This window comes from Microbacterium sp. Gd 4-13 (genome assembly GCF_003095395.1).
GTDB lineage: Bacteria > Actinomycetota > Actinomycetes > Actinomycetales > Microbacteriaceae > Microbacterium.
On the sequence record NZ_QEIJ01000001.1, the window covers coordinates 35,148 to 50,871 of the forward strand.

At 70.9% G+C, this 15,724-nt stretch carries 13 protein-coding genes; 12 read left to right on the plus strand and 1 reads right to left on the minus strand.

Annotated elements, in window-relative coordinates; translation table 11 throughout:
- Nucleotides 1-36 precede the first annotated feature (36 nt).
- The 6 genes from DEA06_RS00155 (at nucleotide 37) to purH (ending at nucleotide 6,513) form a co-directional block, all read left to right on the plus strand.
- Nucleotides 37-477, plus strand: coding sequence for a nitroreductase family deazaflavin-dependent oxidoreductase (locus DEA06_RS00155; protein ID WP_116645956.1), 441 nt, complete (start codon nucleotides 37-39; stop codon nucleotides 475-477).
- A gap of 113 nt (nucleotides 478-590) precedes the next feature.
- Entirely contained in the window at nucleotides 591-1,127 is a 537-nt protein-coding gene (locus DEA06_RS00160; protein ID WP_116645957.1) for a hypothetical protein, read from the plus strand.
- The gene (locus DEA06_RS00165; RefSeq protein WP_116645958.1) at nucleotides 1,124-2,680 is read left to right on the plus strand and encodes a polysaccharide deacetylase family protein; all 1,557 of its coding nucleotides are present in this window, start codon (nucleotides 1,124-1,126) and stop codon (nucleotides 2,678-2,680) included. The genes DEA06_RS00160 and DEA06_RS00165 overlap by 4 nt, the downstream gene beginning before the upstream one ends.
- 56 nt (nucleotides 2,681-2,736) lie before the next feature.
- Complete coding sequence (locus DEA06_RS00170) at nucleotides 2,737-4,254, plus strand: DUF6350 family protein (RefSeq protein ID WP_205781186.1); 1,518 nt, start codon at nucleotides 2,737-2,739, stop codon at nucleotides 4,252-4,254.
- Between the two features lie 4 nt (nucleotides 4,255-4,258).
- Entirely contained in the window at nucleotides 4,259-4,897 is a 639-nt protein-coding gene (gene purN / locus DEA06_RS00175) for a phosphoribosylglycinamide formyltransferase (protein ID WP_116645959.1), read from the plus strand.
- 8 nt (nucleotides 4,898-4,905) lie between these two features.
- A complete protein-coding gene (gene purH, locus DEA06_RS00180) occupies nucleotides 4,906-6,513 on the plus strand; it encodes a bifunctional phosphoribosylaminoimidazolecarboxamide formyltransferase/IMP cyclohydrolase (RefSeq protein ID WP_116645960.1) in 1,608 nt (535 codons plus the stop codon).
- A 106-nt stretch (nucleotides 6,514-6,619) separates the two neighbouring features.
- Here purH and DEA06_RS00185 read toward each other — a convergent pair whose 3' ends face one another.
- The gene (locus DEA06_RS00185; protein ID WP_116645961.1) at nucleotides 6,620-8,047 is read right to left on the minus strand and encodes an NAD(P)/FAD-dependent oxidoreductase; all 1,428 of its coding nucleotides are present in this window, start codon (nucleotides 8,045-8,047) and stop codon (nucleotides 6,620-6,622) included.
- Nucleotides 8,048-8,201: 154 nt separating this feature from the next.
- Here DEA06_RS00185 and DEA06_RS00190 point away from each other — a divergent pair, with 154 nt between their 5' ends.
- The 6 genes from DEA06_RS00190 (at nucleotide 8,202) to DEA06_RS00215 (ending at nucleotide 15,717) form a co-directional block, all read left to right on the plus strand.
- A complete protein-coding gene (locus DEA06_RS00190; protein ID WP_116645962.1) occupies nucleotides 8,202-9,251 on the plus strand; it encodes a LacI family DNA-binding transcriptional regulator in 1,050 nt (349 codons plus the stop codon).
- A 1-nt stretch (nucleotide 9,252) separates the two neighbouring features.
- A complete protein-coding gene (locus tag DEA06_RS00195; RefSeq protein ID WP_116645963.1) occupies nucleotides 9,253-10,536 on the plus strand; it encodes an extracellular solute-binding protein in 1,284 nt (427 codons plus the stop codon).
- A 1-nt stretch (nucleotide 10,537) separates the two neighbouring features.
- Complete coding sequence (locus DEA06_RS00200; protein WP_116645964.1) at nucleotides 10,538-11,548, plus strand: sugar ABC transporter permease; 1,011 nt, start codon at nucleotides 10,538-10,540, stop codon at nucleotides 11,546-11,548.
- Complete coding sequence (locus DEA06_RS00205; RefSeq protein WP_116645965.1) at nucleotides 11,545-12,384, plus strand: carbohydrate ABC transporter permease; 840 nt, start codon at nucleotides 11,545-11,547, stop codon at nucleotides 12,382-12,384. Before DEA06_RS00200 ends, DEA06_RS00205 begins: the two co-directional genes overlap by 4 nt.
- 2 nt (nucleotides 12,385-12,386) lie before the next feature.
- Entirely contained in the window at nucleotides 12,387-13,472 is a 1,086-nt protein-coding gene (locus tag DEA06_RS00210) for a glycosidase (protein WP_116645966.1), read from the plus strand.
- Between the two features lie 193 nt (nucleotides 13,473-13,665).
- A complete protein-coding gene (locus DEA06_RS00215) occupies nucleotides 13,666-15,717 on the plus strand; it encodes a hypothetical protein (protein ID WP_116645967.1) in 2,052 nt (683 codons plus the stop codon).
- The last annotated feature ends 7 nt before the right edge of the window (nucleotides 15,718-15,724 follow it).

The window sequence follows — 15,724 nt, forward strand, 5'->3', positions numbered from 1 at the left end:
TCCGCCCCTTCGTCGTCGCGGCATAGGGTGGGGAGCATGCCGCTTTCCGGGGAGTATCTACCCAGCACGTCCGAGTGGGCCCGCAACCAGGCCGAGACCTTCGAAGCCACCGGGGGTGCCGAAGCCGCCGAGTTGCGCGGTGTGCCGATCATCGTGCTCACGACCGTGGGCGCCAAGTCGGGGGCGCTGCGCAAGACCGCCCTCATGCGCGTCGAGCACGACGGTCGCTACGCCGTCGTCGCCTCGCAGGGAGGCGCGCCGAAGGCTCCCGCGTGGTATTGGAACCTCGTCAAGAACGCACACGTCGAGCTTCAGGACGGCGCCGTGACCCGCGACTACCTCGCGCACGAGGCCGAGGGCGACGAGTACACCCGGTGGTGGGCGCGGGCCACCGCGGTGTGGCCCGACTACGACGCGTACCAGGCGAAGACCGATCGCCGGATCGCGGTGTTCGTTCTCGAACCCGTCGCCGACTGACCCCCCGCTCGCGCGGGTGACGCGCAGACGGGCGTCGCTGCGCCGATCGGTCATCGGCGAACCCTAGAATCTCCCTGCTCCACCGGTCGGGGCGGCGGATCGGGGGACTCGGCATGACCGCACAGCGGGCGCGACGCGCACGGTCGATCGCGATCGGCATCGGTGCCGGCGTGCTGGTCGTCGTCGCCGCTCTGGCGCTCGGCGCGTACCTGGCACCCCGCGTTCTCCCCAACCTCTTCACCGAGGTGTCCGACGAGGCGCACCGGCAGACGATCATCGACGCGGGCACCAGCGCGACGGTCGTCGTTCCCGCCGGCTGGGCGTCGCAACGTGCGTGGGGCAGCGAGAGCGAACTCGTCGTGCGATCGCCCGATGGCGGGCTGTCCGTGACCTTCACCATCTCGGCCGACGCTGCGCAGCCGACGGTCGCCTCCGACGACGTGGCGGGTCGAGGCGGGGCCGTCGTCGAGCGGCTCGCCTCCGGCCTCGATGTCGCGCACGCGCAGACCGACGATGCCCTCGTCCTCGCGGTCGGACGAGGGGCGGCCGGACCGAGCATGAGGATGGTCGCGACCGGATCGAGGGAAGATCTCGCCCCCTACCGGCCGGTCATCGCCGACCTGCTCGAGAGCGTGCGGGTGGGATCATGAGGCGGCGCCGTTTCGTCGCCGCCGCCGCGATGAGCGCGCTCCTGCTGAGCGGTTGCGCCGTCGCGAGCGATCCGCAGTGGACGCCACCCGGCTGGGAGGAGCACGACATCCGCATCACGACACAGCCCGAGCCGGTCGACCCGGCAGGCGTCGGGGCACTCAGCGGCGAACGTCTCCGCAACGACACCGTCGGCCTCCAGGCCCGGTTCTCGTTGCTCCCCGGCTCCGGGGCGTTCGACGACCGGATCGTCGGCATGGTCCGCGACGCCGCCCTGGGCCGTGCTGCGGCGATCGGCAAGACCTATGCACCCGAGGTGTTCCCCCTCGGCGCCGGACTCGGCGACCGCGGATGCGTGCGCGGGGCAACGCTCAGAACCGGTGCCGAGGTGCTGGCCGATCCTGCCCTGGGGCCGGTGGGCGGCACGGGCGTCGCCGTCGTCTGCGACATCGTCGCCGCGACCGGGCCGATCCTCGGCGAACGGGTGAGGATCATCGCCGGTGGCCCGGGCGGCGTGGCGTCGGACGACACGACCATCGTCTACGCCGACGTCGCCACCGGTGCGGTCGGCTCCGCCGCGGATCTCTGGAATCCGCACGCATCCGCTCGCCTCCACGGCGAGATCGTGGAGCTGTTGCGCCGCGAGGCGGGCGCGCTCAGCCTCGCGACGGCCGCGCCCGCCGACGAGGCGGGCCTGGCGGGGTTCGCCCCCGCCCTCGGGACGACCGTCCCCGGCGCGGGCGGGTCGCTCGTCATCACGATCGCGCCCGGTTTCACCGCGCCCGAGCTGGCGGCGCTCGACATGCCGCCGACCGACTCGCCGCTCGTGATCGAGGTGCCTGCGGCGACCGCCGCGACCCTGGTCACGCCGCTGGGCGCCGCGCTCGTCGCGGCCGGGCAGGCGGGCGCCGCTTTCGACAGCCCCGTCGCGCTGCCCGCCGGGAGCACCCCGATCGATTGCGACCTCTTCCCGTGCGTGGCGCTCACGTACGATGACGGCCCCAGCGACTTCACCGCCGGCATCCTCGACGAGCTCGCCTCACGGCGGGCGGCCGCGACGTTCTTCACGATGGGCGACAAGTCCTCGCGCTACGGCGACGTTCTGCGCCGGATGGTGGCGGAGGGGCATCTCGCCGAGAACCACACCTGGAACCACCCGCACCTCCCCGACATCCCGCTCGACGCCGCGCTCCGGCAGATCCGCGATGCCACGGGGGCGATCGAGAAGCAGACGGGGGAGCGGGTCACGATGTTCCGCCCGCCGTACGGCGAGTACACGTCCCGGATCGTCGCGGGGGCGGGCCTTCCCGCGATCCTCTGGGACGTCGACACGTTCGACTGGCAGGGGATCGCCGACGACGTGTTGATCGGCCGCGCCGTCGAGCAGCCCCGACCCGGATCGATCGTGCTGCAGCACGACATCCAGCCGAACACCGCCCGTACCGCCGGAGCGGTCTACGACGGGCTGCGCGACAGGGGCTTCAGCCTGGTGACCGTTGCGCAGCTGTTCGGGGGCCAGGTGCCCGCGTCGGGCGCCTGGCGCAGCGGCCGCTGAGCCTGCGCGTGTCCCGTCGCGGGACGCGCCGCACCCGCGGGTAGGGTCGTTCGCGCATGCATCGCCTCCTCGTCGTTCTCCTCGCCGCCCTCGACGCCGTCATCGCGGCAGCGGGCGGCGTCGCCGTCGTGCTCGCACCACTGACCCTGTTGTGGGTCGTCGGCTTCGGATCCGGCGCCGACTGGGCCACGCTCTGGCCTGCGAGCGGGGCGATCTGGCAGCTCGGGCACCTCGTGCCGCTCGAGCTCACGCTGCCGCCCGAATATCTGAACGTCGCCGGCATCGACCCGACGGCGGCGTCGTTCACGCTCTCGCTCGCGCCGCTCGCCCTCGCCGTCTTCACGGCGCTGTTCGCCGCCCGATCCGGTCGCCGCGCGGCCCAGGCCGGTGCCCCCGCGACCGGAGCGGCGACGGGCGTGGTGGTCTTCACGGCGATCGCCGCCGTCATCGCGCTCACGACGGTCAACGACCTCGCCACCGTCGAGCTCTGGCAGGCGGTGCTCCTCCCCGCTCTCGTCTTCGGGCTCCCCGCCGTGCTCGGCGCGGTCGTCGAATCGTGGCGCCTCGACGAACACGGACCGATCGCGCGGCTGCGGTCTCGGATCGAGCACGGCACCTGGGGAGCGCTGCCGGGCCTCCTCGTGCGGGGCAGCGCCATCGCCGTGACGGGCCTGATCGGCGTTGCCGCAACCGTCACGGGCATCGCCGTCCTGCTGCGCGGCGGCGAGATCGTGGCACTGTTCGAGGCCGCCCACGTCGACGCCGCCGGCGTGATCGTGCTCGCCCTCGCGCAGCTCGCCTACCTTCCGACGCTGATCGTCTGGGCGCTGTCGTTCGTCGCGGGTCCGGGCTTCGCGCTCGGTGAGGGCACCGCCGTCTCCCCCGCGGGCACGCAGCTGGGAGTGCTGCCCGGCATTCCGGTTCTCGGGGTCGTTCCCGAGGGGTCGACGACGTGGCTGCTGCTCCTGGCACTCCTCCCGGTCGCGGTCGGGGTGCTGACCGGGTGGATGCTGCGCTCCCGCCTCGCTGCGAGGCCCGACGCCGCGCGCGACCACGACGGCGGTCTGCTGTTCCGCCTCGTGCTCGCGGTGTCGGTGGCGGTCGTGACGGGTGCCGTCGCCGCCCTCCTGGCCGTCTTCGGGTCGGGATCGATCGGGCCGGGGCGACTCGCGCGGATCGGCCCCGACGCCGGTGCTCTCGCGTTCACCGTCGGAGTGGAGGTGCTCGTCGGTGCGGCGATCCTCCTGCTCCTGCCGCGACGCGCGAGCGACGACGAGCGCCGCGAGGTCGCCGCATCCGTCACACCCGTGCGTCCCGCACCCCCCGACCCCGGTCTCGATACCTGGCGCCGCCTGGCCGCCGAGCGTCCGTTCTCCCACCCCGAGCGCCCCATCCCGACGACCGACACGTGGCAGGCCCCGCCGACCGAACCGGGCGAGCCGACGGCCGCCGGTGACCGCGAGCACGCCCACCCGGTGCCGGTCGACGCGGATGCGACCGAGCCGATCCCCGGATTCGAGCGCGGGGGCGCGTCGGACGGCGACGAGCGTCGGCGGCGCCCGTCGGTAGACTGACCGGGTGTTCACCGTCGCGGTCCTCATCTCGGGCACCGGATCGAACCTCCGGGCCCTTCTCGAGGCCGCCGCTTCCGCCGATTTCCCGGCCAGGGTCATCGTCGTCGGAGCCGACCGCGAGGCCGAGGGATTCGCGCACGCCGAGGCTTTCGGCATCCCCACGTTCCTCGTGGCGTACGAGCAGTTCGACTCGCGCGCCGAGTGGGGGAGCGAGCTCACCGAGCAGCTCGCCGTCTGGAACCCCGACCTCGTCGTGTTGAGCGGACTGATGCGCGTGCTTCCGCCGGCGGTCGTCGACGCGTGGTCGCCGCGGCTGATCAACACCCACCCCGCCTACCTGCCCGAGTTCCCCGGCGCGCACGGAGTGCGCGACGCCCTCGCCGCCGGCGTCACCGAGACGGGGGCCACCGTGCACGTCGTGGACAGCGGCGTCGACACCGGACCGATCCTCGCCCAGGAGCGCGTCGCCGTGCGGGCCGGTGACGACGAACACCGCCTCCACGACCGCATCAAGCCCGTCGAGCGCCGTCTGCTCATCGACGTGGTGCGCCGCATCGCGACCGGCGACCTCGACCTCTCCTCGACCGTCCCGTTGCCGATCGTTGCTCGGCACGACGAAGCATCCGCCCTCGACACACCCTAGGAGTCCCCATGGCCGGACCTCGGCACGACCCCTCCCTCTACCGCGACCGTGACGTCGTGGCAGTCCGCCGCGCACTCGTCTCGGTCAGCGACAAGACCGATCTGCTGCGCCTCGCCGAGGCGCTCGCCGGCGCCGGCGTCGAGATCGTCTCGACGGGTTCGACCGCGGCGACGATCCGCGAGGCCGGCCATGCCGTCACCGACGTGTCGGCGGTCACGGGCTTCCCCGAGTCGCTCGATGGCCGAGTGAAGACCCTGCACCCGGGCGTGCACGCCGGGCTGCTCGCCGACCTCCGCCTGGAGAGCCATGAGCGCCAGCTCGACGAGCTCGGCATCGCGCCGTTCGAACTCGTCGTGGTGAACCTCTACCCGTTCGTCGAGACGGTCGCCTCGGGGGCCGAGGGCGACGACGTCGTCGAGCAGATCGACATCGGCGGCCCCGCGATGGTGCGCGCCGCGGCGAAGAACCACGCGAACGTCGCGATCGTCGTCTCGCCCGAGTCGTACCCCACGATCATCGATGCGCTCGGCGCCGGCGGCACGACCCTCGCCCAGCGCCGCGAACTGGCCGCCCGCGCCTTCGCGCACACGGCCGCGTACGACACGGCGGTCTCGACGTGGTTCGCCGACGACACGCTCTCGTCGGCCGACGAGCTGCCCGCGCACCTGACGATCGCGGCCGAACGTCTCGAGCCCCTCCGCTACGGCGAGAACTCGCACCAGCGCGCGGCGATCTACTCCCGCGCAGGCGGCCACGGCATCGCCCAGGCCCGCCAGCTGCAGGGCAAGGGGATGTCGTACAACAACTACGTCGACGCGGATGCTGCGCTTCGCGCCGCGTTCGACATGGTCAAGCCCGCCGTCGCGATCATCAAGCACGCGAACCCCTGCGGCATCGCCGTGGCCGCACCCAACGCGCTCGACGAGATCGCCAGCGCCCACCTGCGCGCCCACGAGTGCGACCCCGTGTCGGCCTTCGGCGGCGTCATCGCCGCGAACCGCACCGTGACGCTGAAGATGGCCGAGAACCTACGCGACATCTTCACCGAGGTGATCATCGCGCCCGACTTCGAGCCCGAGGCGCTCGAGGTCTTCAAGCTCAAGCAGAACCTGCGCGTGCTGTGCCTGCCGACCGACTGGGAGCAGGAGCGCCTCGACGTGCGCCTCGTCTCGGGCGGACTCCTGCTGCAGGACGCCGACCGCTTCCCCGACGACATCGAGTCGGTCGCGAAGGACTGGCAGCTCGTCTCGGGTGAGCAGCCCGGCGAGGCCGAGATGCAGAACCTGATCTTCGCGTGGAAGTCGTGTCGCGCGGTGAAATCCAACGCCATCGTCCTGGCCAAGGGCTCCGCGACGGTCGGTATCGGGATGGGTCAGGTCAACCGCGTTGACTCGTGCCGTCTGGCCGTCGAGCGCGCCGGTGACCGCGCCGCGGGCTCGGTCGCAGCATCCGATGCCTTCTTCCCCTTCGCCGACGGCCCCCAGGTGCTGCTCGACGCGGGGGTGTCGGCGATCGTGCAGCCGGGCGGTTCGGTGCGCGACGAGGAGGTCATCGACGCGGCCCGTGCCGCCGGCGTGACGATGTTCTTCACGGGCGAGCGCCACTTCTTCCACTGACCCCGGTGGTTCGCCGAAGACCGCGAGACTTCATCCGGGGCACGAGACTGCAGCCGACGCTCGCAGTCTCGTGGCCACGTTGAAGTCTCGCGGTCTGTGGGCTACCTCAGGGAGTCGGGCGGCCGTAGGTTTCGAGAAGGCGCAGCCAGACCTCGCTGACGGTCGGGTACGACGGCACGGCGTGCCACAGGCGCGTCAGCGGCACCTCGCCGACGATCGCGATCGTCGCCGAATGCACCAGTTCGGCCACGTCGGGACCCACGAAGGTCGCGCCGATGATCGTGCCGCGGTCTTCGTCGACGATCGCGCGGGCCTGGCCCTTGTACGAGTCCGACTGCTCGCTGGCACCGGCGATCCACGACAGGTCGTAGTCGAGAACACGGATGCGGCGTCCCGCCTTCTCGGCGGAGGCCGCGGTGAATCCGACGGAGGCGACCTCGGGGTCGGTGAAGGTCACCTGCGGTACCGCTTCGTGATCGGCCGTCGCGACGTGGGCGCCCCAGGGCGCGTCGTCGACCGGCGTCCCCTGGGCGCGGGCGGCGATGACGTCGCCGGCGGCGCGGGCCTGGTACTTGCCCTGGTGGGTGAGCAGCGCCCGGTGGTTCACATCGCCGACGGCGTATAGCCATTCGGTGCCGCGCACGAGCAGGGTGTCGTCGACGTCCAGCCACGATCCGGGTTCGAGCCCCACCGTCTCGAGGCCGAGCCCGCCGGTGCGGGGGATGCGTCCGGTCGCGACGAGCACCTCTTCGGCCTCGACGGTGGTGCCGTTCGAGAGCTCGAGCGCGACCAGGCCGGCCTCGGTGCGGCGAGCCGAGACGGCGTCCACTCCCGTCTTCACCGTGGCGCCGAGGTCGGAGAGGGATGCGGCGACGAGCTCTCCCGCGAACGGTTCGTTGTTGGCGAGCAGCCCTGAGCGCGCCACGAGCGTGACGGCGCTCCCCAAGCTCGCGTAAGCGGTCGCCATCTCGGCCCCCACAACGCCGCCGCCGAGGATCGCGAGCGACGCGGGAATCTTCTGGGCGCTCGTGGCTTCGCGGCTGGTCCACGGCTCCACCTCGGCGAGTCCGGGAATGTCGGGGAGGAGGGCGGCGGACCCGGTGCACACCGCGACCGCGTGACGGGCGACGAGGTCGGTCGTGGTGCCGTCGTCGGCGGTGACGCGCACGGTCTTCTCGCCGGTCAGCGCACCGTAACCGCGGACGAGATCGATGCCCGCGCCCTGCAGCCATTCGACCTGGCTCGAGTCGTTCCAGTCGTGCGTCATCGAATCGCGTCGGCGCAGGACGGCGGCCACGTCGAGGTCGCCCGTGACGGCCTGCTTCGCGCCGTCGACGGCCTGTGCCGCTCGCAGAGCCGCGCCACTGCGCAGCAGCGCTTTGGACGGCATGCACGCCCAGTAGGAGCACTCACCGCCCACGAGCTCGGCCTCGACGATGACGGCCGAGAGACCCCTCTGCACGGCCCGGTCGGCGACGTTCTCTCCGACGGGACCGGCTCCGATGACGATGACGTCGTATTCGCGTGCGCTCATGGCCACACGCTACCGCCGCACGAGCCGGGGGAGGGCGGGGCTTGCGCGTCGTGTTCGAGAGGGGGGTTACGAAAACGGCCTTAACCGGTTTAGATAGGAGCATTCGACGACGAACGGACGGTTCGGCGTCGCGCCACACGAGGGAGTGCAGCGAATGAGCCAGGCAGGCCGCCCGACCATCGCCGATGTCGCCAAGCGCGCGGGCGTCAGCAAGGGCCTCGTCTCGTTCGCCCTCAACGACCGCCCCGGCGTCGCACCCGATACGCGCGATCGCATCCTGGCCATCGCTTCCGAGATGGGGTGGACGCCCAGCATCCGCGCCCGTTCCCTGAGCGTGGGCCGAGCCTTCGCGTGCGGACTGGTGATCGGCCGCAGCCCCGACGTCATCGCGGCCGACCCGTTCTTCCCCTCGCTCATCGCCGGACTCGAAGACGTCTTCTCGATCTCGGGGCAGGTGCTCGTGATGGCGGTCGCCACCCCCGGCCGGCAGGAGGCCGAGACCTACCGAGGGCTCGCTCTCGACCGCCGCGTCGACGGCGTGATCCTCACCGACCTGCGCGCCGACGACCCGCGCATCGAACTCGTCGAGAGCCTCGGGCTCGTCGCCGTCACCCTGGGCGTTCCCGCCGCGCCGAGCCCCTTCTCGTCGGTGTCGGTCGACGACGGCGCCGGTATCCGGCTCGCCGTGGAGCACCTCGTCGCCCTCGGCCACCGCGCTATCGCGCACGTCGCCGGGCCCGAGACGATGCTGCACGGAACGCGTCGTCGTGCTGCCTTCGACGACGCGATCCGGCGTGCCGGGGTCGGCGGCCGGGTCGTCGCGACCGACTTCAGCGCGGCGGAGGGCGCTCGCGCAACGCAGGAACTGCTGGATGCTGCGATGCCTCCCACCGCGATCGTCTACTCGAACGATCCCATGGCCGTCGCGGGCCTGGGGGTGGCTCAACGGCGCGGGCTGAGCGTGCCGCGTGACCTGTCGATCACCGGGTTCGACGACACCGAGATCGGCCGCCACGTGCATCCCGCCCTCACGACGGTCACCACCGATGCCCGGGGGTGGGGGGCTCTGGCCGCCCGTACCCTCCTGGACGCGATCGACGGGCAACCGCCCCGCCACCTCTCGCTTCCCGATCCGACCCTCACGATCCGCTCATCGACGAGCACCCCACCGGCGGCTGCGGTCGCCACCCACGAAGGAGAATGACATGCGACGACGCATCCTCAGCACGGTCGCTGCGGCGACCGGAATCCTGGCACTCACCGCCTGCAGCGGCGGAGGCGGGGGCGGCGGCGACACCGACGCCCGCGGCCCCATCACGATCTGGTACTCCAACAACGCCGCCGAGATCTCGTGGGGCGAGCAGATGATCGACGCCTGGAACGCCGATCACCCCGACGAGCAGGTCACCGCGCAGGAGATCCCCGCCGGGTCGTCGAGCGAAGAGGTCATCAGCGCCGCGATCACCGCCGGCAACGCGCCGTGCCTGATCTTCAACACCTCACCGGCCGCCGTTCCCGGATTCGAACGGCAGGGCGGTCTCGTCAACCTCTCGGACTTCCCCGACGGCGACGACTACATCACGGCACGCAGCGGTGAGCTCGCCGAGCAGTACCGCTCGGACGACGGGGGCTTCTACCAGCTGCCGTGGAAGTCCAACCCGGTGATGATCTTTTACAACAAAGACCTGTTCGCCGCGGCCGGCCTCGACCCCGAGAACCCGCAACTGTCGACCTACGAGGACTTCCTCGCGACGGCCCGCACCATCAAGGAATCGGGTGTCGCGCCGTTCGCGATCAACCCCGCCCCGACCAGCGAGTTCTTCCAGTCGTGGTTCGACTTCTACCCGCTGTACGCCGCCCAGACCGGCGGCACCCAGCTCGTGCAGGACGGGCAGTCGACCTTCGACGACGACAGCGGCAAGGCCGTCGCCAACTTCTGGGCGACGATCTACTCAGAGCAGCTGGCGGGCAACGAGCAGTACCAGGGCGATGCCTTCGCCGACGCCTATGCCGCGATGGCGATCGTCGGCCCGTGGGCCGTTCAGGTCTACGGCGACGATGTGAACTGGGGAGCTGTGCCCGTGCCGACCGAGAACGGGACGGATGCTGCCGACACCTGGACGTTCAGCGACGCCAAGAACGTCGGTCTGTTCACGGCGTGCGACAACAAGGGCACCGCATGGGACGTGCTGAAGTTCGCCACGAGCGAGGAACAGGACGGCGCGTGGCTCGAAGCGACCGGTCAGATGCCGCTGCGTCAGGACCTCACCGACACCTACGCCGACTACTTCACCGCGAACCCCGCTTACCAGCTCTTCGGCGATCAGGCCGCCCGTACCGTCGAGGTGCCGAACGTGTCGAACTCCGTGGAGGTCTGGCAGACCTTCCGTGACGGGTACTCGAAGTCGATCATCTTCGGTGAAGAGGGCGTCGACTCCTTCCTCTCCGGCGCGGCCGAGCAGATCAACGGTCTCGTGGCGGGCAATTGACATGACCGCCACCGTTCCCGGCTCGGCCGGCCGTCCAGAACCGGGCCCGTCGACGGGCGCAACCGGTTCCGGACGACGCGACCGGGCCGGTGCGCCCGCGGCCGTCGGCACGCCGCCGCCGAGGAAGAAGCGGGGGCGCCTCCTCGGCAAGCAGCCCCTGGGAATCCTGTTCTCCGCCCCGTACATCATCTTCATCGCGGTCGTCTTCGCCTACCCGGTGATCTTCGCGATCTGGATGTCGTTCCAGGACTACTTCTTCGCCGCCCCCGGTGCGCAGGTCGACCGTCCGTTCGTCGGGTTCGCCAACTACGTCACCGCCCTCAGCGACCCCGCGGTGTGGCAGTCGTTCGGCAACGTCGGGATCTTCCTCCTGATCAACGTTCCGCTCACGCTCGTGCTCTCGCTCCTGCTCGCCACGGCCCTCGACCGCGTGGTGCACGCCCGCACCTTCTTCCGCGTGGCCTTCTACGTGCCGTACGTCAGCGCCTCCGTCGCCGTGGTCGCCGTGTGGCTGTTCCTCTTCTCGAACCAGGGACTCGTCAACGCCGTGCTCGGCCCACTCGCCCCGTCGCCGTCATGGTTGGTGAACTCGGCGCTGGCGATGCCGACGATCGCCATCTTCGTCACCTGGAAGGGCCTCGGGTTCTACATCCTGCTGTTCCTCGCGGCGCTCCAGAACGTGCCGAAGGAGCTCTACGAATCGGTCTCCGTCGACGGCGGCGGGCGCCTGCGCCAGTTCTTCACCGTCACCGTTCCGGGGGTGCGGCCGGCGACGGTGCTCGTGCTGCTGCTGGCGACCATCACCGGAGCGAACCTGTTCACCGAGCCGTACCTGCTCACCGGCGGGGGCGGCCCGAACGGCGCATCCGCGTCACCCGTGCTGCTGATGTACCAGAAGGGCATCGAGCAGCAGAACCCCGACGTCGCGGCGGCCATCGGCGTGATCCTCATCATCTTCGTGCTGATCATCGCGGCGCTCCAACGCCGCTTCGTCGGAAGGGAGGAGTCATGAAACGCGCACTGGGCAGCAAGGTCGCCCTGTACCTCGTGCTCTCGATCGGGGCACTGGCCTTCCTCTTCCCGTTCTATTACATGATCGTCACGTCGCTGCAGACGAACTCCGACCCCTCGCTGGCGGGGGCGTTCCCGAACCCCGCCAACCTCACGGGCGAGAACTACGTCGCGATCAACGATCGGATCAATCTCGGTGTGGGGCTCATCAATTCGGGCATCTTCACCGGCGGTGTCATCCTCGGCACACTCGTGTTCGGCGTGCTCGCCGGCTACGCGCTCGCCGTGCTGCGGTGGCGCGGGCGCGGCTTCACCTTCGCCCTCGCGCTCCTCGTGCAGGTCGTGCCGTTCCAGCTGCTGATGATCCCGCTCTACGTGCTGATCGCGCGCGACTACGGTCTCGCCGACACGCACCTGGGCATGATCCTGCCGTTCTTCATCAACTCGGCCGCCGTCATCATCTTCCGCCAGTACTTCCTGCAGGTGCCGAAGGAGATGTTCGACGCGGCCCGCATCGACGGCGCAGGGGAGTTCCGGGTGTTGTGGAGCGTCGCCCTCCCGCTGGTGCGGCCTGCCCTCCTGACGGCGGCGCTGCTGACCTTCATCGGGCCGTGGAACGAGTTCCTGTGGCCCTTCCTCATCACGAAGGATGCGGCGCTGCAGCCGCTCGCGGTGTCGTTGGCGAACTTCATCTCCAACGTCGCAGCATCCACCAGCAACCCCTTCGGTGCGATGACGGCCGGTGCCGTCGTGCTCGCCGTCCCCGCGGTGACCCTGTTCATCGTGTTCCAGCGCTACTTCACATCGAACGACATCGGATCCGGAGTGAAAGGATGACCATGCCCACGGATACCCCCACAACCCAGCGCCTCGAGGTGCCCTACCGGCTGACGAGGGCGGGCGTCGTGATGACACCCGCGCCGGGCGACCCGCTCGAGGCCGAGGGGGTGCTGAATCCCGCATCCGGCCGCGGTCCCGACGGCGAGCTGTACCTGCTGCCGAGGCTCGTCGCTGAGGGCAACATCTCGCGGGTCGGCATCGCCCGCATCGTGATCGAAGACGGCGTGCCCGTCGGTGTCGAGCGAGAGGGCATCGTGCTCGAGCCCGACCGCGGCTGGGAGCGCGGTGTCGGCAACGCCGGCACCGAAGACCCTCGCACCACCTGGATCGAGGTGCTCGGCGTGCACGTCATGACGTACGTCGCCTACGGCCCGCTGGGCCCCCGGACGGCCATCGCCGTGTCGAGCGACCTGCGCACGTGGAAGCGGCTCGGCCCCGCGCTCTTCCGCTACCAGGAAGACCTCGACATGGATCTCAACCTCTTCCACAACAAAGACACGGTGTTCTTCCCCGAACCGGTCACGGCGCCCGACGGCACCGAGTCGATCGCGGTGCTGCACCGCCCCATGTGGGATCTGGGAGAGACCAAACCGGGGCAGGGAGTGCGGCTCCCGGCCGGGATCGACGATCCGCGCCAGTCGATCTGGATCAGCTACGTGCCGCTCGCCGCCGCGCGGGAAGACCTCGGCAATCTCACCCTGTGGGAGCAGCACCGCTTCGTCGCCGGCCCGGAGTTCGCCTTCGAGGAGCTCAAGATCGGCGGCGGCCCGCCGCCGCTGCGCATCCCCGAGGGATGGCTCGTCATCCACCACGGCGTCACCGGCGTGCTAGCGAGCGCCTTCGCGCAGCAGCAGAAGGTGAACTACGCCGCCGGCGCGCTGATCCTCGACGCCGACGACCCGAGCCGGGTCATCGCCCGCACGTCCGAACCGCTCCTCGCGCCCGAGACCGACGACGAGCGCAGCGGCATCGTGCCGAACGTCGTCTTCCCCACCGCGATCGAGGAGATCGACGGGCGCCACTTCGTCTTCTACGGCATGGCCGACTCGAAGATCGGGGTGGCCCTGCTGGAGCGCACCGACTGAGCCCCGTCCCCGTCCCCGTCTCCCGTATAACGTCCCCCGTCTCCCCACACCCTCTCGCCGTAACTCAGGATGTGTGCGGGGACGCGGTCCGGTCACCGCGCAATTCCGCGGGACAGCCGCATCCGTCCTCCGCTCATCCTGAGTTATGGCGGAAGGGGGCCCGTCACACCTCACCCCGGAAGGAAACACCCCCATGGTTTCGCTCGCACAACGGCGTGCGCGGAGAACGGCCCTCACGGCCGTTGTCGCGTTCGCCCTCACCATCCCCTTCGCAGCTCCGGCCACGGCATCCGTCGTGGCGCCGGCCGCAGCATCCGCCCCACCGGCGGCGCCGGCCGCGGCGCCGCTGACGAACCTCGCGCACCTCGACTTCCTCCTCGACGAGGCGACCCCGCCCGCCGAGGTGGCCGGGCACACGACATACCGGCTCGCGGAGCAGCCCAATCTGGTGCTCCCGTGGACCTACGCCGATGCGCGCGACGGCGGCACCTTCGAGCGGGTGGGCGGGGGTCCGCTCGATCCCGCCACCGGCTACTGGGGGCAGGGTGCCTACAACGCCGACGACATCGCCCGTACGGCCGTCGTCTACATCCGGCACTGGACCCAGACGGGCGATGCCTCGAGCCGCGAGATGGCGTACGAGCTCCTGCGTTCGGTCGCCTACCTGCAGACCACCGACGGGCCGTCGGCCGGCAACGTCGTGCTCTGGATGCAGCCCGACGGAACGCTCAACCCCTCGGCCGAGCCGGTCGAGCTGCCCGACCCGTCCGACTCCGGGCCGAGCTACTGGACCGCGCGCACGATCTGGGCCCTCGGCGAGGGCTACGCCGCGTTCGCCGATACCGATCCCGACTTCGCGAGCTTCCTCGAGGAGCGTCTGAACCTCTCCCTGGGTGCGGTCGAGCGAGACTCGCTGTCGAGGTACGGCCAGTGGACCGAGTCGGACGGGAAACGCGTTCCCGCATGGCTGATCGTGAACGGGGCGGATGCGTCGGCCGAGGCGGCACTCGGACTCGCGGCTCGCGTCGAAGCGCGACCCGACGACGCCCGCGCCGCCACCGCGCTGCGCCAGCTCGCCGAAGGGATCGGTGCGATGGCGTCCGGCACCACGCAGAGCTGGCCCTACCGCGCGATCCTGCCGTGGGCGGAGTCGCCGGCGATGTGGCACGCGTGGGGCTCGCAGATGCCGGCGGCGCTCGCCGCAGCATCCGTCGCCCTCGGCGACCCCTCGATCGCCGCTCCCGCCGTTGCGGACGCGGCGGTGTTCACCCCGACGCTGCTCACGGCTGGCGGTCCTGACAACGGCTGGTACCCCACACCCACCGATCGCGTGCAGATCGCGTACGGCGCCGACTCGCGCGTGCAGTCGCTGCTCGCGGTGGCGGACGCGACGGGCTCGGCCGGGTTCGCCTCGCTCGCCGCGATCCAGGCGGCCTGGTTCTTCGGGGGCAACCACGCAGGCGCCCGGATGTACGACCCGGCCACCGGCGTGACCTACGACGGCCTGCAGCCCGACGGCACGGTCAACCGCAACAGCGGGGCCGAGTCGACCATCCACGGGCTCCTCACCGCCATCGCCCTCGATGCGCACCCCGAGGTCGTCGCACGCGCGACCTCGGTGACCTCGATCACCGCCCGTGACGGGCTCGAGGTCGTCGAAGCAGAGGATGCGTCGTCGACGACGGGCACCATCACGACCCCCGATTCGTGGACGGGCGAGTCGAGCTGGTCGGGTGACGCCCTCACCCTGACGAGGGGGCAGCAGGCGACGTTCGACATCGGTACCGACGAGTCGCGGCGCTGGGTCGAGCCGGTGCTGTTCGCCGAGCCGGGTGCGTCGAGCGCGTCGCTCTGGCGTGCCGGAGGACTGCTCGGACTGCTGCGCGATACGGGCCCGGCGCAGGGCATCTCGCCCACCGCGGGTGCTCTCCTGCCGCACTCGCTGCCGTTGTCCGCGCTCGGGAAGCGCAACGAGGTGAGCGTCGACGTACAGTCGGGTTCGCTGACCCTCGATGCGCTGCTCGTGCGTCCGATGATCTCGCGCATGACGCTCGACGGCGCGGGCGGACGCACCGAGCTCGTGCACTCCGCGGCGCAGGTGCCGCAGTCGGCGAAAATCGGCGGCGACGGGGCGACGACGGTTCGCGTCTACAACGATCGCGGTGAGCTCGTGCGCGAGCGCTCTGCGTCGAGGCAGATGTCGATCGTGCTCCCCGCGGGCGGGTTCGCGATCGCGGAGCGCTGACCCGCTC